The sequence below is a fragment of the Labrys methylaminiphilus subsp. lupini genome (genome assembly GCF_051161885.1).
Classification (GTDB): domain Bacteria; phylum Pseudomonadota; class Alphaproteobacteria; order Rhizobiales; family Labraceae; genus Labrys.
In genome coordinates this window covers 3,736,808-3,757,700 of sequence record NZ_JBMDIH010000001.1, presented here as the reverse complement: position 1 = coordinate 3,757,700, position 20,893 = coordinate 3,736,808, and the positions used below count along the sequence as shown (strand labels likewise).

Here is a 20,893-nt window from a genome sequence, read left to right as displayed (position 1 = left end):
AGCCAAAAAGGGGCTGAGATCGGACCGGGGCCGTCGCCCCGGCCCTCGGAACCGAAGGAACGGGACGATGGATCGTCAAGACGACATGAACCTGCAAAGCTTCGCCTATAGTGGCGACGCCGAGTATCTCGAAGATCTCTATGCGCGCTACGAGGACAATCCGTCCTCGGTCGACGGCGAGTGGGCGGCCTTCTTTGCCGGTCTCGCCGACGACAAGGCGATCGTCGAGAAGAATGCGCGTGGCGCGAGTTGGGCCAGACCCAACTGGCCGATTGCGGCCAATGGTGAAATCGTCTCGGCCCTCGACAGCAATTGGGGCCAGATCGAGAAGAAGGTCGGCGAGAAGATCAAGGCCAAGGCGGATGCCCAGGGCGCGGCCATCTCCTCCGAGGCCATGCTGCAGGCGACGCGCGACTCGGTGCGTGCCATCATGCTGATCCGCGCCTATCGCATGCGCGGCCACCTCTTCGCCAATCTCGATCCGCTTGGTCTGCAGGAAGCGCGCGATCACGAAGAGCTGCATCCGCAGACCTATGGCTTTTCGGAAGCCGACCTCGATCGCAAGATCTTCATCGACCATGTCCTCGGTCTGGAATTCGCGACCATCCGCGAGATCGAGACGATCCTCAAGCGCACCTATTGTTCGACCCTCGGTGTCGAGTTCATGCATGTCTCTGATCCCGCCCAGAAGGCCTGGATCCAGCAGCGCATCGAAGGGGCGGACAAGGAGATCACCTTCACCCGCGAGGGCAAGCGCGCAATCCTTTCCAAGCTGATCGAGGCCGAAGGCTTCGAGAAGTTCATCGACGTCAAATATACCGGCACCAAGCGCTTCGGCCTCGACGGTTCGGAATCGGCCATTCCCGCGCTGGAGCAGATCATCAAGCGCGGCGGCGCGCTCGGCGTGCAGGACATCGTGCTGGGCATGGCCCATCGCGGCCGCCTCAACGTGCTCGCCCAGGTGATGGGCAAGCCGCATCGCGCCATCTTCCACGAGTTCAAGGGCGGTTCCTATACGCCCGACGACGTGGAAGGCTCCGGCGACGTGAAATACCACCTCGGTGCCTCGTCGGACCGCGAGTTCGACGGCAACAAGGTGCATCTGTCACTGACCGCCAATCCGTCCCATCTCGAGATCGTCGATCCCGTGGTGCTCGGCAAGGTGCGCGCCAAGCAGGACCAGCATGGCGACACCGATTCGCGCGCCAAGGTGATGCCGCTGCTCATCCATGGCGATGCTGCTTTTGCCGGCCAGGGCGTGGTCGCCGAATGCCTGGGCCTGTCGGGCCTGAAGGGGCACCGCACCGGCGGCTCGATGCATTTCATCATCAACAACCAGATCGGCTTCACCACCTATCCGCGCTATTCGCGCTCTTCGCCCTATCCTTCCGACGTGGCGAAGATGATCGAGGCGCCGATCTTCCATGTGAATGGCGACGATCCGGAGGCGGTGGTGTTCGCCGCCAAGGTGGCGACGGAATTCCGCCAGACCTTCCACAAGACGGTCGTCATCGACATGTTCTGCTATCGCCGCTTCGGGCACAACGAGGGCGACGAGCCGGGCTTCACCCAGCCCCTGATGTATCGCAAGATCCGCTCGCATCCGGGCGTGGTCGAGCTTTACTCGAACAGGCTGATCGAGACCGGCGTGGTCACCGCCGGCGAGGTCGAGAAGATGAAGGCCGACTGGCGCGCGCGCCTGGAGGCCGAACAAGAGGCTGGCCAAGCCTACAGGCCCAACAAGGCCGATTGGCTCGACGGGCAGTGGGCCGGCCTCAAGGCGATCGGTTCGGGTGACGACGATCCGCGCCGCGGCGCTACCGGCGTCGATATGGCCAAGCTCACCCAGATCGGCAATGCGCTGACCAAGCTCCCGGAAGGCTTCCAGGTCCACAAGACCATCCAGCGCTTCATGGAAACGCGCCGGAAGATGATCGAGACCGGTGAGGGGCTCGATTGGGCGACCGCCGAGGCCATGGCGTTCGGCACGTTGTGCGACGAGGGCCATCGCGTGCGGCTCTCGGGCCAGGACTGCGAGCGCGGCACCTTCTCCCAGCGCCATTCCGTGCTGATCGACCAGGAGACGGAGAAGCGCTACACGCCGCTCAAGAACATCCGCGAAGGTCAGGGCAAATACGAGGTCATCAACTCGATGCTCTCGGAAGAGGCCGTGCTCGGCTTCGAATATGGCTACTCGCTGGCCGAGCCCAAGGCGCTGACCCTGTGGGAAGCCCAGTTCGGTGACTTCGCCAATGGCGCCCAGGTGGTGTTCGACCAGTTCATCTCCTCGGGCGAGCGCAAATGGCTGCGCATGTCCGGCCTGGTCTGCCTGCTGCCGCATGGCTATGAGGGGCAGGGGCCCGAGCATTCCTCTGCCCGCCTCGAGCGCTTCCTGCAGATGTGCGCCGAGGACAACATGCAGGTCGCCAACTGCACGACGCCATCGAACTATTTCCACATCCTGCGCCGGCAGCTCAAGCGCGACATCCGCAAGCCCTTGATCCTGATGACGCCGAAATCGCTGCTGCGCCACAAGCGCTGCGTCTCCAAGCTCAGCGAGATGGGGGCCGACACCACCTTCCATCGCATCCTGTGGGATGATGCCCAGTTCGGCAATTCCACCACCAAGCTGGTGGCGGACGAGAAGATCCGGCGTGTCATCCTGTGCACGGGCAAGGTCTATTACGACCTGCTCGACGAGCGCGAGAAGCGGGGCATCGACGACATCTATCTGCTGCGCGTCGAGCAGCTCTATCCCTTCCCGCTGAAGTCGCTGGCCAACGAGCTGTCGCGCTTCCGCAAGGCCGATGTGGTCTGGTGCCAGGAAGAGCCCAAGAACATGGGCTCCTGGTCCTTCGTCGAGCCCTATCTGGAATGGGTGCTGGGGCAGGCGGGCACCAAGGCCAAGCGGGCTGCCTATGCCGGCCGTCCGGCTTCCGCTGCGACCGCAACGGGGCTGATGTCCAAGCATCTGGCCCAGTTGCAAGCCTTCACCGACGAAGCCCTGACGATCTGACGGGCTCACTTCGCACCGGCGGGCGGGATCTGTTCCCGCCTGCCGCAACTCCCCAGAGCAAAAGCGCGTTTTGATGAAAACGCTTCCTTGCTCTAACTTTTTGTATGGACGCGTCTTTGCGATTCTTGGCGATTCCGCCAGATCGCAAAACGCTTTGAAAAAGAGGGCGCCTCAAGGCGGGCGTGAGAGCATGGCGACGGAAATCAAGGTGCCGACCCTGGGCGAATCGGTCACGGAAGCCACCATCGGTAAATGGTTCAAGAAGCCGGGTGAGGCCGTGAGGGCCGACGAGCCATTGGTGGAACTCGAGACCGACAAGGTCACGCTGGAAGTCAATGCCCCGGCCGCCGGCGTGCTTGGCGAGATCCTGGCCAAGACAGGCGAGACCGTTGGGCCGGGCGCCACGCTCGGCACCATCGGGGCGGGCTCCGGCACAGCCGCTGCCCCGGCCGCCGCGCCCGCTCCGGCTCCTGCCGCCCCGGCACCAGCCCCTGCTGCGCCGGCAGCCGCCGCGCCGGCTGCTTCCGCTGTTCCGCCTTCGCCCGCCGCGGCCAAGATCGCCGCCGATCGCGGGCTCGACCCCGCCCAGATCGAAGGGTCTGGCCGCCGCGGCCAGGTGCTCAAGGGCGATGTGCTTACGGCTCAGCCGGCCCAAACCACGGCCCCGGCTGCAGCTCCCGCACCGGCTCCTGCCGCTGCTCCGGTGCCATCAGCTCCGCGGGTCGCTTCGCCCCCGGCCGATGCCGCGCGCGAGGAACGCGTGCGCATGACCAAGCTGCGCCAGACCATCGCCCGCCGCCTCAAGGAAGCGCAGGCCAATGCGGCCATGCTGACGACCTTCAACGAGGTCGACATGACCAACGTCATGGCGCTGCGCAACCAGTACAAGGATCTGTTCGAGAAGAAGCACGGCGTGAAGCTCGGCTTCATGTCCTTCTTCGTGCGGGCTTGCACCCAGGCCCTCAAGGAGATGCCGGCCGTCAATGCCGAGATCGACGGGCAGGACGTCATCTACAAGAACTATTGCCACGTCGGCGTCGCCGTCGGCACCGACAAGGGCCTCGTCGTGCCGGTGATCCGGGATGCCGAGACGCTCGGCCTCGCCGGCATCGAGAAGACCATCGCCGATTTCGGTAAGCGCGCGCGTGATGGCCAGCTCAAGATCGAGGAGATGCAGGGCGGCACCTTCACCATCTCCAATGGCGGCGTCTATGGATCGCTGATGTCGACGCCGATCCTCAATGCGCCCCAGTCGGCCATCCTCGGCATGCACAAGATCCAGGAGCGTCCGATGGTCATCGGCGGCCAGATCGTGGCGCGTCCGATGATGTATCTGGCGCTGTCCTATGACCATCGCATCATTGACGGCAAGGAAGCGGTCACCTTTCTGGTGCGCGTCAAGGAGAGCCTGGAGGATCCGGCTCGTCTGGTACTGGATCTGTAAAATTTTACCCTCCCCTGCAGGGGGAGGGTCGACGCGTAGCGTCGGGGTGGGGTGGTGGCTCAACATTGCGGAGCGCTACCACACTTGGTCGTATCGACGGGCGCGCGGAAATCACCCCACCCCGGCCTCCGGCCGACCCTCCCCCTCCAGGGGAGGGTAAAGAAAAACGAGAAAGCCCATGCCCTCTCATGATCTCGTCGTTATCGGCACTGGCCCCGGCGGTTATGTCTGCGCCATTCGCGCCGCCCAGCTCGGCATGAATGTCGCAGTGGTCGAGAAGCGTGCCACCTATGGCGGCACCTGCCTCAATGTCGGCTGCATCCCGTCCAAGGCGCTACTGCACGCTTCCGAACTGTTCGACGAGGCCGGGCATGGCTTCAAGGCCTTCGGCATCGAAGTGCCGGCGCCCGTGCTCAATCTCGGCCAGATGCTGAAGCACAAGCAGGAGACCGTGGACGCCAATGTCCAGGGCGTTGCCTTCCTGTTCAAGAAGAACAAGATCACGGCCTATCGAGGCACCGGCAAGATCCTCGCTGCCGGCAAGGTCGAGGTGACGGCCGAAGACGGTTCGGTTGAAACGCTGGAAACCAAGTCGATCGTGATCGCCACGGGTTCGGATGTCGCCCAGCTTCCCGGCGTCACCATCGACGAGAAGACCGTGGTTTCCTCCACAGGCGCGCTCGAGCTCGCCACCGTGCCGAAGAAGCTGGTCGTCATCGGCGCCGGCGTGATCGGCCTCGAGCTCGGCTCGGTATGGCGCCGCCTCGGCGCCGAGGTTACGGTGGTCGAATTCCTTGATCGTATCCTGCCCGGCATGGATGGCGAGGTCGTCAAGCAGGCCCAGCGTCTGCTCGGCCGCCAGGGCATCGAGTTCAAGCTCGCCACCAAGGTCACCGGTGTCGAGACCAGCGCTGCGGGTGCCGTCGTCTCCGTGGAACCGGTGGCGGGCGGCGACAAGCAAACCATCGCAGCCGACATCGTGCTGGTCGCCACCGGCCGTCGGCCCTATACGGACGGCCTTGGCCTGGAGGAAGCCGGTGTCGTCACGGAGCGTGGGCGGGTTGTTATCGACGACCATTTCGCCACCAATGTCCCCGGCATCTATGCCATCGGAGACGTGGTGCGCGGGCCAATGCTGGCGCATAAGGGCGAGGACGAGGGCATTGCCGTCGCCGAGATCCTGGCCGGCCAGCACGGTCATGTGAACTACGACGTCATTCCGGCGGTGGTTTACACCTATCCCGAGATCGCTTCGGTGGGTAAGACCGAGGAAGAGCTCAAATCGGCCGGTATCGCCTACAAGGTCGGCAAATTCCCCTTCACCGCCAATGGCCGTGCCCGCGCCAACCGCACCACCGAAGGTTTCGTCAAGGTAATTGCGGATGCGAGCACGGACCGCGTGCTCGGCGTGCACATCCTTGGTGCCGGTGCCGGCGAGATGATCCATGAAGGCGTGGTGCTGATGGAGTTCACCGGCTCATCCGAGGATCTCGCCCGTTCCTGCCACGCGCATCCGACCATGTCGGAAGCCGTCAAGGAGGCAGCGCTGGCCGTCGAAGGACGTGCGATCCATATTTGATCGCGGCTTCTGCACGGCTTTGTTGTTGCAAAGCCGCTAAAAGGCCATAGACACGCTTTAGGGCACATTCCCCAGAGCAAAGCGCGTTTGGTGAAACGTCGCTTTGCTCTGGTCCCTCGCTTAGACGCGTCTTTGCAATTCTTGGTGAGACCCTCGAATCGCAAAACGCTTTGGGATGTGCCCCATTCGTTTCCAGTTGCCGGTTCCGGTCTCCGCGCCGGTCGTCTCGGAGTTTGCAATGCCTTTTGCCCGTACCGTTCTCGTCGCTCTGAGCCTGTCCTTGCTGGCCGGCACTGCCTATGGGCAGAACGAGTCCGGTACGCCGCCCGCCGCCACGGTGCCGGCTGCCGCCGACGCCCTGCCGTCACCCGACTTGGTCGCCTCGGGCCAGCCTCTGGAAATCGATACCCATCGCATCAATCCCAAGGCACTCAGTGCGGCCGACAAGGCGACGCTCGACCAGATCGACAGTTATTTCAACAATATCAAATTCTTCTCAGGCAGCTTCGTGCAGGTCGGCTCTGACGGTAAGCGCATCAATGGCAAGTTCTGGGTGTCCAAGCCCGGCCGCATGCGCTTCGACTATGACCCGCCGTCCTCGCTGCAACTGCTGGCGGATGGCACCTCGGTGGCCGTTCGCAACCGCAAGCTCAACACCCAGGATCTCTATTTCATCAAGCAGACGCCGCTGCGCTTTCTATTGGCCGACAGGCTCGATTTGATCGAGGATTCCAGGGTGCTGGCGGTCGGGCGCGAAGCGGCCGGAATCAGCGTCATCCTGGAGGAAGGGTCGGCAGCCAGCGGCGGCAAGTCCCGCATACAGCTGACCTTTCCGGCACCGAACTACGATCTGAAGCAGTGGACCGTCACCGATCCGCAGGGCTACGACACCACGGTGACGATCTCCGGCATCGATCGCAAGCTGCAGTTGCCGGATCGGATCTTCTATATCGACCAGACCAAGATCCTGAAATAGGACCCAGGAAGAGCCGATATCGAGGTGGGCTGAAGCAGGCCCGTTCATTGTGCCGGCTCGGTCAGTTCCTTTTCCGGCAGGATCGGCTTTGGCAGGGGAATGAGGTCGACATTCTTCGATTGGCCGCCGAGAAAGGCCGGATCGAGCACCCCGCCTCCGGAAGGGTCGCCGCCCGGCGGTGCGTTTACGTTGATGGGGCCGGAAACACCCTCGGTCGAGGACGGATTCCCATAATAACGGGGCTTGCCGCCAACCAGCATGCCGTCCTTGATCTGGGCCTGCGCCTGGTTGACCCGATCGGCCAATTGTCGCGAATAGGGCAGGAGATAGGAGCGGGGTTCACCGCTGGGCAAATTGGCCGCATCGAGTTCCTCGACCCAAAGATGCACCGCGCCCGGATTGGCGTGTGCCGGATCGGGCTCGACCACATAGGTCCACAACACCTTGAAACGCTCGGGCAAGGCCCTTGGCGCGGACCAGCCGAGCAGGCCCTGCGTGGAGAAGAAGACCGCGACGTAGAAGGAACTGGCAGCCAAGATCGCCGCCACCTTCGCCAGCCGGTTGAATGCCAGCTTGCTCACGATAGCAAGGAGCAAGGCCGCCGTCGTGACATAGGCCAGCGTGAGAAGAAGCACATGGATCTGGACCCAGCTCATGGCTTGGCACCATTGGCGCGGGGATTGTAGAAGGTCTGCAGGATCGATTTCGGCGTCCGATCGACCTTCGTCACCGCGCCCTTTTCATCCATGGTAAAGCGTAGCGCAGTCTTCTCGGTGCCGCCGTCGACAACCTCCAGCGTCTCCTTGGCCACGATGGTCACCTTGGGGTTGAGCTTTTGCAGCGTCACTGTCACGGGCACCATACGACCCGTCAGCGCAGTGAAGTGGTAGACGTTGATGGTGTAGTCCCCGGCGACGAAGCCTCGGATGCTGACCAGTTCCTGCCGGGTCGCCGTCGGAACCTTGCTGCCATTCACCATGACGAAATCGTTGATCCCACCTCTGTCGTCGCGATCGAGCAGCATGAAGCCAGCCTCCCGGCGGCGGTACCAGACCACATTGCCAAGCGGGTCCTGGACGAAAATATCCATGTCGTCGGGGTGGTTGTCCGGCCAGTCCATGCTGATCAGGAATTCGGCCTTGCTGTCGACCTTGCCGTTGTCAGCCTTGGGTGCCACGATGATCAAGGCGATGAAGAACAGGAAGGCGACGACCTGCAGCGCCTTGAACAGCACCACGCTGAACGGATCGAACGCCTCCTCGCGAGGCATCAGGTCGAAATCGTCGATCATGCCGCCTGAGCCCGCCGCTCCAGCGCCGAGACCACATAGACCTCGGTAATGTCCACGGCGAAGGCAAAGATGGCGGCGGTGGCGTTCTCCAGGAATTGATACTGGATCTTCAAGAGGATGGAGCCGGCCAGCCCGACGAGCGTGGTATACATGGCCACGGCCATGCCGTCGCTCATCAGCGACATCGAGGTTCGCATGGCCGCGTGATCTTCGATGTCGAGGCCGGCAATAGGCGCCAGCATCATGATGAACCCGATGATGGTGCCCAGGAGCCCCAGCTTCATCAGGGTGTCGCTGGCAAAGGCGCCCAGGCCGTTCGACCCCCGCAGGCGATTGGCGAGAACACGCAGCAGCAGCGTCTGGTCGAGGCGCATATGCCCCTGCAGGCTGGCTTTCGTCTTGAGGTCCCGGATATGGGACGAGACAAGTCCGGCCGGCAGCTCCTTGACGAGATCGATTTTCGGCTCATTGGAACGACCGTTCTCGTAGCCGATGAGAAGCCGCGCCGACCGCAGGGCTGCTTGCCCCTCCTTCGAGATGATCAGGACGCGCCACAGGCAGTGCAGGCTGGCGACGACATATAGAACGGCAATGACGACGGAGATGAAGGTGCGGTCACTCGCAACCATTCTGGCGATCAGCCCGAAATACCATGCCAGCAGGAAGGCGAATAAAGTCACGCCGGTAAAGATCAACCAGGCCGGAAGCGGATCGCTGCCTGGCAAGTCTGCCACTTCCTCTGTCCTCAACGCGTCCTCCTTGCTGAATTCCGGCCGCCTCCAGGGCAAGCTCTCGCGCATTCAGAAGGATAGGATGAGGTATTTTCGGTATTCTGTCTTTATTTCTTCGATGAATGTAAATTAATAAGGGCTTTATTAGAGTAATCGACAGTTGTTGTGGCCGTGAAGTTGCTTCCTGTTCTATGGCTGGGCATCGAGGGTGAAGGCCCAAGGCCAGCGCTGCAGGAAAAGGCTTGCCCAGGGCAGGCAGGATCAGCGCCGGGCCTTCGCCATGAGGGCGATCCGCATCAAGGCGCGCGAGACGATCGCCTGCCCCAGGGCAGTATTGCGGCGGGCATCGAGCACGGCGTCCGACAGGTCGGCCACGATGCGATCGAGCCTCGCCATCGTCAGGGCCGCAAGCTGAGCCGAGACGCCGGCCTTGCGGCGAAAATGCACCTGCATGCCCATCGAATCGACGACGGCGGCCGCAGGACGGCCCTTCTCGACCTCGCCTCGCAGGCGGTGAAGCAGGAGAGCGTGACGCAGAGCCGTTCCTGCCAGCTGAGAGGTGTTGACCCCTTCATTCCAGGCCTTGGCCAAGGTGGAGTCGAGCAGGTCGGCCCGGCCGGAAAAGGCGGCGTCGATGATCTCGTCGGTAGCGAGCGCGCTGGCATCGCCCACCACGGCCTCGACATCGCTCAGTTCGATACGCCCGGCACCATGGGCATAGAGCGTCAGCTTCTTCAGCTCGCTGCGGGTGGCCAGGCGATCGCCGCCGAGAAGGCCAATCAGCGTCTCGCGCGCTTCGGGCGCGATGGTCAGGCCTGAAATGGCGACTTCCTCGGCGATGATCTGGCCGATATTGGCATTTTCGTCGCCGAAGCAGGCGATTACCGCCCCGGCTCGCGATTTCTCCACCAGGGAAACCAAAGCGTGATTCTTCTTGAGATCGCCGGCTTCGATCACCACCCGGCAGGCCGCTGGCGGGTTGGCGAGCACGGGCTCGACCGCCGGCACGATGTTGCGGCTGCCGGCCCGCAGGCGCACGGCGCGGCGCCCCCCGAAGAGGGGAATGGTGAAGACTTCGTCGGCCAGGCGGGCCGGGTCGCCGCTGATTTCGTCACCGTCGAGGCGAACGAGTTGGAAAGGATCGTCGAGATCGTCGACTGAGGCCGCCACGAGTGCACGGACACGTTCGCTCACCAGGCCAGTATCCGGCCCATAGACCATGATCACCGCGAAATGGGCGTCCGGTTTCTTGATGAAGGCATCGACGGCGCGCCGTTCGATGGAGGCCATGTATGGTTACTGCCTATGGGTGTCGTTACTGTCTGTGGTGCCTTGCGTTGCACCGAAGCAGGCGGGGCAAGCCGCTACCGAACCAGGGATAGGGTGAGGCGCGCCGGACGGGCGTGCCTCACCCCGGCTATCAGGGATGGTCGGCGAGCCAGGTCGCCAACCGGAGCCGGATCTGGTCGGCCATCACGTCAGCCGCATCATTCTCGGCATTGCGCCGCGCCCGTACGGTGGCGAAACGCTGCAGGCCGGAATTATAGGACTTGCGCGCGAAGTTCTTCGCCTTGAGCAGGATCTTGTCGGTTGCCGGATCGATAAGGGTGTAATCCGTCGTCAGCGTCACGGTGTCGACCTGGGGCGTGGCGCTCAGCGCGTCGACCAGCGCGGAATCGGAGCTGGACGACGTCGCAAGCACCAGCCGGTAGCGCGACGGCGGCGTTTCGGCGCCGCCCGTGAGATTGAACGACAGGCGGTTGCGTACCTGCTGGCCGACACGGTCGTCGACCGGATCGATGGCGATGGAAGCAAGGCGCCCCTTCAGCCCGGGCGAGCCGTTGCCGGGATCCGCCAGCATCGGGCGGAAGCAGCCGCCCAGCATCACGGCCGGCAGGAGGGCGAGGGCGAACAGCGCACCGCGGCGCGAGGTCTGACTAGACGACGACATTCACAATCCTTCCCGGCACGACGATGATCTTTTTGGGAGAGCGCCCTTCCAGCACACGCTGGACGGTTTCATCAGCCAGTGTGGCAGCTTCGACTTCCTTTGGCGATGCCGTTTTCGGCACGGTAAGATCGGCCCGCTTCTTGCCGTTGAACTGCACCGGCAGGGTGATGGTGTCGTCTTCCAGCAAAGCAGGATCGGCCACAGGCCAGGAAGCCTCGGCCACCAGGCCCTGACAGCCCAGCACGCTCCAGCATTCCTCGGCCAGATGGGGCATCATCGGCGCGATCAACTGCACCAGCATGACGCCGGCTTCCTTCAGGGCGGCGGCGAGATTGGCAGGCACTGCCTCGGCGTTCTTGGTGCCGTCCAACGCGCGCCCGAGACTGTTTACCAGCGTGTAGATATGCGCCACGCAGCGGTTGAAGCCGAGGCGCTCGATATCGGCTTCGACGGCGGCCAGGGCCCGGTGCGCGGCCTTGCGCACGGCCAGAACGTCGTCCTCGCTTGCGGTGGGGCCGACGGGAGAGGCCGTATGGGCGGCGATCTCGTTGACGATGCGCCAGATGCGCTGCACGAAGCGGCTGGCGCCCTGTACACCGTCCTCGGTCCAGATTACATCGCGCTCGGGCGGCGAGTCCGACAGCATGAACCAGCGTGCCGTGTCGGCGCCGTAGTCGGCGATGATGTCGTCGGGATCGACGACATTCTTCTTCGACTTCGACATCTTCTCGATCGAGCCGATCTCGACCGGTTCGCCCGTGCGGTTGTTGAAGGCACGGCGCTCGGCGCCATCGCCCTCGATGCGCACGTCGGCCGGCACCACCCACTCGCCATTGTCGGCGCGATAGGTCTCGTGCACCACCATGCCCTGGGTGAACAGGCCCTTGAAGGGCTCATCCAGGCCGACATGGCCTGTCTTCTTCATGGCGCGCACGAAGAAGCGGCTATAGAGCAGATGCAGGATGGCGTGCTCGATGCCGCCGATATATTGGTCGACCGGCAGCCAGGCATCGACTTCCTTACGGACTGTCGGTGCCGTCTCGATCCACGGATCGGTGAAACGCGCAAAATACCAGGACGAATCGACGAAGGTGTCCATCGTGTCCGTCTCGCGGCGGGCCGGTTTGCCGCATTGCGGGCAGTCGACATGGCGCCAGGTCGGATGATGGTCGAGCGGATTGCCGGGCCGGTCGAAGGTGACGTCGTCGGGCAGCTTGACCGGCAGGTCCTTCTTGGGCACCGGCACCACGCCGCAGACCTCGCAATGGATCACCGGAATCGGGCAGCCCCAATAGCGCTGGCGCGAGATGCCCCAGTCGCGCAGGCGGAAATTGACCTTGCGCTCGGCCACGGGCGCGTTGCCGCGCGTCCGGCTCTCCAGCCGGCGGGCCACTTCTTCCTTGGCCTGCTCGATGGTCATGCCGTCGAGGAAACGCGAATTGATCATCCGCCCTTCGCCGTCATAGGCGATGTCGGTGATCACAAAGCTGGCGGGGTCCTGGTCGGGCGGGCACACGACCGGCGTGTTGCCGAGACCATAGGCGTTGACGAAATCGAGGTCGCGCTGATCATGCGCCGGGCAGCCGAAGATGGCGCCCGTGCCATATTCCATCAGCACGAAATTGGCGACGTAAACAGGCAGCTTCCAGTCCGGATCGAAGGGATGCACGGCGCGGATGCCGGTATCGAATCCCTTCTTCTCGGCCGTTTCGATCACGGCCGCCGAGGTACCCGTACGTCCAATCTCCTCGATGAACGCGGCCAGCTCCGGATTGTTCGCGGCGGCAGCCTTGGCGAGCGGATGGTCGGCCGCTACGGCCATGAACTTGGCGCCGAACAGCGTATCGGGGCGGGTGGTATAGATCAGGAGCTCGTTCTCGCCCTGCGGCGCCGTGGCCGCGTCGAGTTCGAAGCGCACCTGCAGGCCTTCCGACCGGCCGATCCAGTTCTTCTGCATCAGCCGGACCTTCTCCGGCCAGCGATCCAGCGTGTCCAGGGCCGAGAGCAGGTCCTGCGAATAATCGGTGATCTTGAAGAACCACTGGGTCAGTTCGCGCTGCTCGACCAGGGCGCCCGAGCGCCAGCCGCGGCCGTCGATCACCTGCTCGTTGGCGAGCACGGTATGGTCGACCGGGTCCCAGTTGACCTTGGAAACCTTGCGCTCCACCAGGCCGGCCTGCAGGAAGTCCAGGAACATCGCCTGCTGGTGGCGGTAATAAGAGGGATCGCAGGTTGCGATCTCGCGGCTCCAGTCCAGCGACAGGCCCATCGACTTGAGCTGGCCGCGCATGGTGTCGATATTGGCATAGGTCCATTTGGCCGGATGCGACTTGTTCTGCATCGCGGCATTCTCGGCCGGCATGCCGAAGGCATCCCAGCCCATGGGATGCAGCACGTTGAAGCCCTTGGCCCGGCGATAGCGCGCCACCACGTCGCCCATGGTGTAGTTGCGCACATGGCCCATATGGATGCGCCCGGAGGGATAGGGGAACATCTCGAGCACGTAATAGCGCGGACGCGGATCCTCATTCCTGGTTTCGAAGATCGCCTGGTCGGCCCAGATCTTCTGCCATCTGGGCTCGGCGTCGCGGGCGTTATAGCGCTCGGTGGTCATGGGGGAGGGAACTCGGAGTTGAATAGTCAACTGACAGTTGATTTTGAAACGCCGCTTTTAGCGGGCACGGAGGTGCAAAGCTAGCCTTGTCTCCTTTCGAAGGCCTGAAGAATCTGCGGGAAATCACCCGACAGGGCCGGTACAGGCGCAGTTTTGTCATGCCCGGGCTTGACCCGGGCATCCAGCGTCGACGGATTTCCGCTCTGGAAACGAGAGCTGGATTGCCGGGTCGAGCCCGGTAATGACAAGGGTTGAGCCATCGTCAACGGCCGAACGTCGGGCAGGCCCTGCCTACTCGGCCAGCTTGACCGGTACCGGACGGGTCAAGAGGTCGACGTAGAAATCGGAGAAGCGCTTGTTGTCGAACTGCTTGACCACTTTCACCTTCTGCAGGAGGTCCGTCGGCTGCTTCTGCCAATAGCCGAGCGTGCGGCCATAACCAGGCCCGAACGCCACGTCGACGTCGATATAGAGATCGTCGACCTTCGTCGCAAAGCTTGGATCGACCAGATAGGCGAGGGCGAGCGTATCGAATACGCTGGCCTTGGCCTTGTCATCCTTGGCAAATTTCTTGGCCATCCAGCTATCCTGGAAGAGTTTCTGAATCGGGCCGTTGCCAGCGGTCAGGCGATCGAACTCGGGCTTGCCGATCTGGGTGATGTCGGTGACGTCGAGCGGAATGAGGGCTTGCTCGATCGGTTCGCGCATGACGATGCGGGCGGCCTCAGGATCGATCCAGACGTTCATCTCGGCGGCGGGCGTCGTGTTGCCTTTCACGTCAACCGCGCCGGCCATGTAGACGATGCGCTTGATCAGCGGCACGATTTCCGCGTTCTTGCGGATTGCCAGGGCGATGTTGGTGGCCGGCCCGATTACCAAGAGCGAGACCTGGTGCGGATTGGCCTTGATCGTGTCCACGATGAAGTCGACGGCATCGTCCTTGCGCAGCTTGGTTTTCTTGGCAAAGCCGTCCGGCGGGGCGATCAGGTCGGCATCCTTAGGCTGCGGGCGATGGAACGAAGTCTTGTAGCTTTCGCCGAAGCCGAACAAAGCGCGCTCATGCTCGAAGCTGCGGGGATCGTGCACCAAGGGCAGGTTCGCGCCGGCATAGACGCCGACTCTGTCCTCGATGCCGAGGCGTTCGACGGCGCGCAGGGCATCGGCGACTTCCTGCTTCAGCCAATCATTGCCGGTGACCACGGTAATGCCCAGAAGGTCGATCACACCATCCTTCTGCAATTGGGCCGCCATGATCAGCACCTGGCCGTCATCGCCGATCGTCGAGAAATCCGTGTCGAGAATGACTTTTTCGGGGGCAGCGCTGGCTGGCGAAGCCAGGAATGCCCCTGCGGCCAGCAGGACGGCCGCCATCAATCGTTTCATCAAAAATTTCCTCCTGGTTTCAAATGTCTTGTCTTCGCCAACGAGCAGCGAGCCTGGCCGCTCGAACGGCGGTGGGGGGCTACATTCCCGCCTGGGGTAGGAGATGGCAAGCCGCCGCGCCGCATCTGGGTCGCGGCTCGACATGTTCCGCAGGAAACAGGTGGCGGCCAAGGACCTCCTTTGCCGCTCTTGCGCCACTGCCAGAGCCCGACTTTGCCATCATCGGTGGCGAGCTTGGCGTGTTGCAACTCGATTGCAGAACGCCCGGGAGATACGCCGTGAAATCCGCCCTTCGCCTCGCTTTCGCGACGGCCAGCCTGCTTGCGCTCGCGATGCCGATCCTGCCTGCCCATGCGACCTCGGATCCGCAGGTGCGGCCGCGCGTCGAGGTTGCCTTCGTGCTCGACACCACCGGCTCGATGGCGAGCTTGATCGACGGTGCCAAGCGCAAGATCTGGTCGATCGCCAATGCCATCGTCGACGCCAATCCGGATGCGGAGATTCGCATCGCCCTGATCGGCTATCGCGACCGCGGCGATGCCTATGTCACCGATGTCCATGCCCTTACGGGTGATATCCAGGGGCTCTATGGCGATCTGGTGCAATATACCGCCGACGGTGGCGGCGACACGCCTGAATCCGTGAACGAGGCTTTGGATAAGGCTGTCCGCAGCCTGCAATGGGATAGCGGAGGCCAGACCCGCAAGATCATCTTCCTGGTGGGGGATGCGCCGCCGCACATGGATTATCCCAATGCGCCTCGCTACCCCGAGATCGTCAAGGCGGCCGTGGCCAAGGGCATCGTGGTCAACACGGTCCAGGCCGGCGATGCCGGCGACACCCGCCAGATCTGGCAGGACATCGCCCGCCGCGGCAATGGCCGCTATTTGCCGATCCCCCAGGATGGCGGGCAGATCGTCGAAGTGCCCACGCCCTATGACGAGGACATCCTGCAACTGCAGCAGTCGCTCGACGATACCGTGCTGCCCTATGGCGATGGCGAAAGGCAGCAGGCCGTCCGCAACAAGATGGATCTGCGCAAGCAGGCGCCGGCCCCGGCTCAGGTCGACAATTCCAGCTTCTACAGCAAGAAGGCCGGACCCAAGGAGGTGGTGACGGGCGAGGGAGATCTCACCGCCGATATCGCCAATGGCCGCCAGAGCCTCGACAAGGTCGCGGCCTCGGCGCTTCCCAAAGTGCTGCAAGGCAAGTCCGAAGCCGAGCGCAAGGCCTATGTCGAAGAGCAACTCTCCAAGCGCAAGGGCCTGCAGGAGAAGCTCGCCGAGATCAATCGCAAGCGCGATGCCTTCGTGGCGGCCGAGCGCACCAAGACCGGCAGAAACAAGGCCGATTCCTTCGATTCAGCCGTGCAGGAAACGCTCAGGCAGCAGCTTTGAGGTAGCTTAAGATTCGTCCGTGAACAAATGAATCGACTTGGCTCGGCCTTTGTCATTGCCAGGCTTGCTCTGGCAATCCAGCCCCCTTTCAGACAACGAAGACAAGGGCGCTGGTTGCCCGGGTCAAGCCCGGGCATGAAAAAGGCGGTGCTTCAATTATTTCCCGACAATGCCTCACGGCGCCTTCTTGCCCGCGAGCCCGATCAGGCTCTCGAAGGCGGCTGACGTGGCGTGGCCGTCGGCCTTGGCCTTGACCAGGAGCTTGTCCTGATCCTGGGCGAAGACGGCCTGCTCGATCTTGATCTCGAGGCCCGGTATCTGAGGTACGGAGGCCCGGGCCTTGTCCTCGTCGAGGGCCTTGGCCACCGCCGCGGTCAGGCGCTGGTTGAGATTGCCGAGCAGGGCGGTCGCGATTTCGGTGATTTGCGGATCGCCGGTCTTGATCGAGGCTTCTCCCTTCACCCGCAGGGCAACTTGGCGCGGCGTCGGGATGTAGAGCTCGACCGGGATGGTGATGGCAATCCTGTCCGTGGCGATCTTGGTCTTGATCTTCTGTCCCAGCACCTTGGCGCAGCCCCAGGCCGTCACCTTGCCGGCAACGTCGATCACCGCCGTGTCGCCCTCGGCGCGAATACGGGCGCTGTCGATGCTGTTGACCACGAGATTGGGGCCCTTGCGGGCACAGGCATCCTCCGGAAACGGCAATTTGCGCGCGATCGCCAGCGCATTGTCCTGCAGGGATTTCAGATCGCCGGTGACGGCGAGGTCGAGCTGGACGCCGCCCGCCTCGCTCTTACTGTGGAGCGATGCGCGGATCGGAATGTCGAGGGGAATACCAAAGACCGGCAGGGATATCGTGGTCGGGCCGATATCGAGGGCGGAGGCTGGCCGTCCCAGACCGCAGATCAGGAGCGCTGCCAGGGTGCTTCGTGCCAAGATCTGCCTTCTTGCCAAAATAGATTTGGCCACCTTGAATCGCATCATCGGCCTACCCTCTCTACGCTACGCTTGCAAATGACTGGAGAGGGCTTTTAGCACGGCCCGGCGAGGTTCCGGTAGCCATGGCCCGCCTGTCCTATTATGTCGAAGGCCTGTTTCGTCTTCCGTCACTCTCTGGAAATCATCTCATGTCCGATGCTCCGGCCCGCCTTGCGGAGGTCCGCCTAGCCATCGCCCGCGCTGAAGCCGACGCGCTGCGTCCCGCCGGTTCGGTGGCGCTGGTCGCCGTTTCCAAGACGTTCGGGCCGGAGGCGATCGAGCCCGTGCTCGCCGCGGGCCAGCGGGTCTTCGGGGAGAATCGCGTGCAGGAGGCGCAGGGCAAGTGGCCTGATCTCAAAGCCGCCTTTCCCGATGTCGAACTGCACCTCATCGGCCCGCTGCAGTCCAACAAGGCCAAGGAGGCGGTGGCCCTGTTCGACGTGATCCATACGGTCGATCGTCGCTCGGTGGCCCAGGCGCTTGCCAAGGAAATCGCCAGGCAGGGCAAGGCACCGCGCTTGCTGGTGCAGGTCAATACGGGCGAGGAGGCTCAGAAGGCCGGTGTTGTTCCTCAGGAGGCCGATGCCTTCATCGCGGCCTGCCGCGACGACTATGGCCTCGCCATCGATGGGCTGATGTGCATTCCGCCGGTGGAGCAGTCGCCCGGGCCGCATTTCGCCCTGCTCGCCAAGATCGCCGCGCGCAACGGGCTTTCGATGCTCTCGATGGGCATGTCGAGCGATTTCGAGACTGCCATCGAGGTCGGCGCCACCCATGTGCGGGTGGGCAGCGCCATCTTCGGGACACGCTGAGCTTTTCTCTCGGCCGGCGGCGTGCGCGGGGGCTATTTCTTGCTGCCGTCGCTGGTGGGGTCGGCGAGGGGATAGCTCTTGTCCGTGAGGCAGGCGCGCAGCCATGGGCTGTCTTCGTCCTCGCCGAGATCGGCGCTGATCTTAGGCGAGGGCGTGCTCGCGCCGCCGCCTGTATTGGCACTTGCAGCCGGTTGAGGGGTCCAATGCCGGTCGGAGGAAGGCCGGCTATCGGGGCAGGGGCTGTTGCCGTTCTCGTCGCCGCAGGTCGCGATCGTCTTGAGCTTTCCGTCGACGACGTCGGCCACCGTCTGGGTGACATAGAGCGCGTTGGTGGCAAAGTCCGTCGTCACGGAGCAGACCCGGTCCTTGTTCTGATAGGAGCGGGTTCCCAGGCAGGTATAGATCTGGTCCCCGCTGCTGGGCAGAAAGTCACAATCCGCGCTGTAGCCCGCGAAGGGACCACCGGTGAACTGGGCGTTGAACTGGCGCTGCTTGTTGGCGATCTCGATGAGGCGCGGTAGCGTCGGATTGGCCTTGGAGTATTCGGCCAGATCCGCGGTTCGGGCCTCGATCGCCTTGAGCAGCACATTCGGCGCCTCCTCATCGGATGCTTCCTCGCCCTCTCTCCGGCCGTCGCCTTGGCTTTCGCTCTCGTTGTCCAGGCGAAGGTCCCGCCGCGCCAGCCAATGTTTCTGGCTTTCGATCAGCATGGCGCGGATCTGCGGATCCGGGCTGGCCTTGAGGATCTTGGCATAGGCTGCGCCCATCGCGGCATCGGCCTGCCGCAACGATTTGTCGGCGCAGATGCGGCGTTCGATCGAGGTCGAGGCCTTCTTGCAGTCGATGGCGTGGGCGGGCAGGGCATGGAATGCAGTCAGGGCGGCTACGCTGAAAGCCAGGCGTTTCATTGCGAATATTCCAGGGGGATCGAAAGGGGGCGGCAACGGGGTTGAAGGAAGGCAGGTCGTGAAGCGCCGGTATCAATGGCTCCTGCGCTTGTAGACGCCGTCTATCACGCTGCCCCCGCCACCGCAGATGGCTGCCGCATCGGCGCCGCGAATCGTGATCGCGCCGTTGTCGACGGAGAAGGCGAGGCCGAGGCCGGGCTTGGCCACATCGCCCTCCTCGTCGAGATCAGCCACGATGTTGACGCGGGTAACCTTGCCCTCGAAGGCCCGGCCGGTGATCGTGCCTTCGGCGATGAAGCCGCAGTCGGCAACCGTCGCCGCGCCGTTTGGAACGCCGCCGATGGCGGCGCTCACCCGCCAATGCTCGCTGGTTCGCTTGACCACGAGCGTGGCTTCGCCATTGTCCCGACGGACATAGGTGCCAGCTGCGACATCCTGAACGCTCATGGCCGCCGTCGCAGTGGCAAAAGCCGTCGCGGCAATCGCGAATCCGGCTGCGGCGAAAATGATCTTCCTCATCAATTCATCCTTGCTATGAAATATCTCGGGGCTTTTTCGCATGGCCGATGCCTCCCTCGTTCGGCCACCATCACGGCATAGCGCGACAGACGCGGCAGCGCCTTGCGGAACACGTCCGGTGGTACGGCGACGAAGCCGGCGGTCGGCGCGCCCAAAGATAGGCGACCCAACCTACCGTCAAACGTCCGCGGCCGCCTGAAAGCAGCGAGACCCGCGCGCGGATGAGGTCGATCCTGTGTTTCAAGGGCTGACTTTCAATAATTTCGGCACAAATGCCTGTCGAAAGTGCATTGCTGCGATTCACAAATCATGGCGCACACCGTCATAATGCGATAGAGCGCTAAAGCGTTTTACGATTTGTGGGAGTCACCAGGAATCGCAAAGACGCTCGAGCCAATCCATTGGATTGGCTCGGAAACTAGGGCAAAAGGGCGTTTTCGCTAAAACGCGCTTTGCTTTGGTATTCAAAGCGCGAAAGCATACCGGGTTTCCTGCCGCGCACGCCGAGCGCCTGAACAGATTCTTCCTGATCGAACCACAGGCTCGCTCAGGAGGAATCTGCGGGATTTCAAACGCTTCCGCCTTCTGGGGAATCTCATGTCCGGCAGTCGAAAAATTCTGATCGTCGACGATGATAACGAGCTGCGCCAGGCCCTGGCCGAGCAATTGGCGCTCTATGACGAGTTCGAGATCGAGCAGGCCGAATCCGCAAGCCGCGCGGTTCAGATCGCCAAGTCGGACCATCTCGATCTCGTGATCATGGATGTCGGTCTGCCGGATATGGACGGGCGCGAAGCCGTCAAGCTTCTGCGCAAGAACGGGTTCAAATCGCCGATCATCATGCTCACCGGCCATGATTCCGACGCCGACACCATTCTCGGCCTCGAGGCCGGGGCGAACGACTATGTCGTCAAGCCCTTCCGCTTCGCAGTGCTGCTCGCCCGCGTGCGCGCCCATCTGCGCCAGCATGAGACGAGCGAGGACGCCGTCTTCAACATCGGCCCCTTCACTTTCAAGCCAGCCTCCAAATTGCTCTTGACCGAGAAGGGCTCCAAGGTGCGGCTGACCGAGAAGGAAACCTCGATCCTGCGCTATCTCTATCGCTCCGGTCAGAAGGCGGTACAGCGCGACGTGCTGCTGCAGGAGGTCTGGGGCTACAATTCGGGCGTGACCACCCATACGCTCGAAACCCACATCTACCGCCTGCGGCAGAAGATCGAGAAGGATCCGTCCAACGCGGCCCTGCTGGTCACCGAAGGCGGCGGCTACAAGCTGGTGCCCTAGAGGCTGTTAT

General features: G+C 63.1%; 17 protein-coding genes. 7 read left to right on the top strand and 10 right to left on the bottom strand.

Annotated features, from left to right (window positions below; all coding sequences use genetic code 11):
• Positions 1-67: 67 nt before the first annotated feature.
• The 4 genes from ACN6KF_RS17770 (at position 68) to ACN6KF_RS17755 (ending at position 7,015) form a co-directional block, all read left to right on the top strand.
• Complete coding sequence (locus tag ACN6KF_RS17770; protein ID WP_434958118.1) at positions 68-3,016, top strand: 2-oxoglutarate dehydrogenase E1 component; 2,949 nt, start codon at positions 68-70, stop codon at positions 3,014-3,016.
• Positions 3,017-3,206: 190 nt separating this feature from the next.
• Positions 3,207-4,460 carry a 2-oxoglutarate dehydrogenase complex dihydrolipoyllysine-residue succinyltransferase gene (odhB, locus tag ACN6KF_RS17765; protein WP_434958117.1) on the top strand — a complete coding sequence of 418 codons (1,254 nt, stop codon included), beginning with the start codon at positions 3,207-3,209 and terminating at the stop codon, positions 4,458-4,460.
• Between the two features lie 178 nt (positions 4,461-4,638).
• Positions 4,639-6,039: a dihydrolipoyl dehydrogenase gene (gene lpdA, locus ACN6KF_RS17760; protein WP_434958116.1), complete on the top strand. Its 1,401-nt coding sequence runs from the start codon at positions 4,639-4,641 to the stop codon at positions 6,037-6,039.
• A gap of 238 nt (positions 6,040-6,277) precedes the next feature.
• Positions 6,278-7,015, top strand: a complete 738-nt coding sequence (locus tag ACN6KF_RS17755) for a LolA family protein (RefSeq protein ID WP_434958115.1) — start codon at positions 6,278-6,280, stop codon at positions 7,013-7,015.
• A 44-nt stretch (positions 7,016-7,059) separates the two neighbouring features.
• On the opposite strand, the gene ACN6KF_RS17750 is transcribed toward ACN6KF_RS17755, so the two are convergent.
• The 7 genes from ACN6KF_RS17750 to ACN6KF_RS17720 form a co-directional block, all read right to left on the bottom strand.
• Entirely contained in the window at positions 7,060-7,671 is a 612-nt protein-coding gene (locus ACN6KF_RS17750; RefSeq protein WP_434958114.1) for a hypothetical protein, read from the bottom strand.
• On the bottom strand, positions 7,668-8,306 hold the full coding sequence (locus ACN6KF_RS17745) for a hypothetical protein (RefSeq protein WP_434958113.1): 639 nt from the start codon (positions 8,304-8,306) through the stop codon (positions 7,668-7,670). The genes ACN6KF_RS17750 and ACN6KF_RS17745 overlap by 4 nt, the downstream gene beginning before the upstream one ends.
• Positions 8,303-9,106 carry a MotA/TolQ/ExbB proton channel family protein gene (locus tag ACN6KF_RS17740; RefSeq protein ID WP_434958112.1) on the bottom strand — a complete coding sequence of 268 codons (804 nt, stop codon included), beginning with the start codon at positions 9,104-9,106 and terminating at the stop codon, positions 8,303-8,305. The genes ACN6KF_RS17745 and ACN6KF_RS17740 overlap by 4 nt, the downstream gene beginning before the upstream one ends.
• A gap of 192 nt (positions 9,107-9,298) precedes the next feature.
• The gene (gene holA / locus ACN6KF_RS17735; protein ID WP_434958111.1) at positions 9,299-10,327 is read right to left on the bottom strand and encodes a DNA polymerase III subunit delta; all 1,029 of its coding nucleotides are present in this window, start codon (positions 10,325-10,327) and stop codon (positions 9,299-9,301) included.
• A gap of 130 nt (positions 10,328-10,457) precedes the next feature.
• Positions 10,458-10,988, bottom strand: coding sequence for an LPS assembly lipoprotein LptE (gene lptE, locus ACN6KF_RS17730; protein WP_434958110.1), 531 nt, complete (start codon positions 10,986-10,988; stop codon positions 10,458-10,460).
• Positions 10,975-13,602 carry a leucine--tRNA ligase gene (gene leuS / locus ACN6KF_RS17725; protein ID WP_434958109.1) on the bottom strand — a complete coding sequence of 876 codons (2,628 nt, stop codon included), beginning with the start codon at positions 13,600-13,602 and terminating at the stop codon, positions 10,975-10,977. The genes lptE and leuS overlap by 14 nt, the downstream gene beginning before the upstream one ends.
• Positions 13,603-13,893: 291 nt before the next feature.
• Complete coding sequence (locus ACN6KF_RS17720; RefSeq protein WP_434958108.1) at positions 13,894-15,156, bottom strand: nucleoside hydrolase; 1,263 nt, start codon at positions 15,154-15,156, stop codon at positions 13,894-13,896.
• Positions 15,157-15,263: 107 nt separating this feature from the next.
• On the opposite strand from ACN6KF_RS17720, the gene ACN6KF_RS17715 reads away from it, so the two are divergent.
• Positions 15,264-16,382, top strand: a complete 1,119-nt coding sequence (locus ACN6KF_RS17715; protein WP_434958107.1) for a vWA domain-containing protein — start codon at positions 15,264-15,266, stop codon at positions 16,380-16,382.
• Between the two features lie 174 nt (positions 16,383-16,556).
• Here the strand turns inward: ACN6KF_RS17715 and ACN6KF_RS17710 are convergent, their stop codons facing one another.
• Entirely contained in the window at positions 16,557-17,318 is a 762-nt protein-coding gene (locus ACN6KF_RS17710) for a hypothetical protein (RefSeq protein ID WP_434958106.1), read from the bottom strand.
• 191 nt (positions 17,319-17,509) lie between these two features.
• Between ACN6KF_RS17710 and ACN6KF_RS17705 the strand changes: the two genes are divergently transcribed.
• A complete protein-coding gene (locus tag ACN6KF_RS17705) occupies positions 17,510-18,172 on the top strand; it encodes a YggS family pyridoxal phosphate-dependent enzyme (RefSeq protein WP_434958105.1) in 663 nt (220 codons plus the stop codon).
• 32 nt (positions 18,173-18,204) lie between these two features.
• Here ACN6KF_RS17705 and ACN6KF_RS17700 read toward each other — a convergent pair whose 3' ends face one another.
• Positions 18,205-19,080, bottom strand: a complete 876-nt coding sequence (locus tag ACN6KF_RS17700; protein ID WP_434958104.1) for a lysozyme inhibitor LprI family protein — start codon at positions 19,078-19,080, stop codon at positions 18,205-18,207.
• 72 nt (positions 19,081-19,152) lie between these two features.
• Positions 19,153-19,599, bottom strand: coding sequence for a hypothetical protein (locus ACN6KF_RS17695; RefSeq protein WP_434958103.1), 447 nt, complete (start codon positions 19,597-19,599; stop codon positions 19,153-19,155).
• A 597-nt stretch (positions 19,600-20,196) separates the two neighbouring features.
• Between ACN6KF_RS17695 and ACN6KF_RS17690 the strand changes: the two genes are divergently transcribed.
• Positions 20,197-20,883 carry a response regulator transcription factor gene (locus ACN6KF_RS17690; RefSeq protein WP_434958102.1) on the top strand — a complete coding sequence of 229 codons (687 nt, stop codon included), beginning with the start codon at positions 20,197-20,199 and terminating at the stop codon, positions 20,881-20,883.
• Positions 20,884-20,893: the final 10 nt, after the last annotated feature.

Excerpts from the sequence above, each read along its gene's own strand:
- ACN6KF_RS17770 (WP_434958118.1), top strand. The coding sequence starts at position 68 with ATGGATCGTCAAGACGACATGAACCTGCAAAGCTTCGCCTATAGTGGC.
- odhB (WP_434958117.1), top strand. The coding sequence starts at position 3,207 with ATGGCGACGGAAATCAAGGTGCCGACCCTGGGCGAATCGGTCACGGAA.
- lpdA (WP_434958116.1), top strand. The coding sequence starts at position 4,639 with ATGCCCTCTCATGATCTCGTCGTTATCGGCACTGGCCCCGGCGGTTAT.
- ACN6KF_RS17755 (WP_434958115.1), top strand. The coding sequence starts at position 6,278 with ATGCCTTTTGCCCGTACCGTTCTCGTCGCTCTGAGCCTGTCCTTGCTG.
- ACN6KF_RS17750 (WP_434958114.1), bottom strand. The coding sequence starts at position 7,671 with ATGAGCTGGGTCCAGATCCATGTGCTTCTTCTCACGCTGGCCTATGTC.
- ACN6KF_RS17745 (WP_434958113.1), bottom strand. The coding sequence starts at position 8,306 with ATGATCGACGATTTCGACCTGATGCCTCGCGAGGAGGCGTTCGATCCG.
- ACN6KF_RS17740 (WP_434958112.1), bottom strand. The coding sequence starts at position 9,106 with ATGCGCGAGAGCTTGCCCTGGAGGCGGCCGGAATTCAGCAAGGAGGAC.
- holA (WP_434958111.1), bottom strand. The coding sequence starts at position 10,327 with ATGGCCTCCATCGAACGGCGCGCCGTCGATGCCTTCATCAAGAAACCG.
- lptE (WP_434958110.1), bottom strand. The coding sequence starts at position 10,988 with ATGTCGTCGTCTAGTCAGACCTCGCGCCGCGGTGCGCTGTTCGCCCTC.
- leuS (WP_434958109.1), bottom strand. The coding sequence starts at position 13,602 with ATGACCACCGAGCGCTATAACGCCCGCGACGCCGAGCCCAGATGGCAG.
- ACN6KF_RS17705 (WP_434958105.1), top strand. The coding sequence starts at position 17,510 with ATGTCCGATGCTCCGGCCCGCCTTGCGGAGGTCCGCCTAGCCATCGCC.
- ACN6KF_RS17700 (WP_434958104.1), bottom strand. The coding sequence starts at position 19,080 with ATGAAACGCCTGGCTTTCAGCGTAGCCGCCCTGACTGCATTCCATGCC.
- ACN6KF_RS17695 (WP_434958103.1), bottom strand. The coding sequence starts at position 19,599 with ATGAGGAAGATCATTTTCGCCGCAGCCGGATTCGCGATTGCCGCGACG.
- ACN6KF_RS17690 (WP_434958102.1), top strand. The coding sequence starts at position 20,197 with ATGTCCGGCAGTCGAAAAATTCTGATCGTCGACGATGATAACGAGCTG.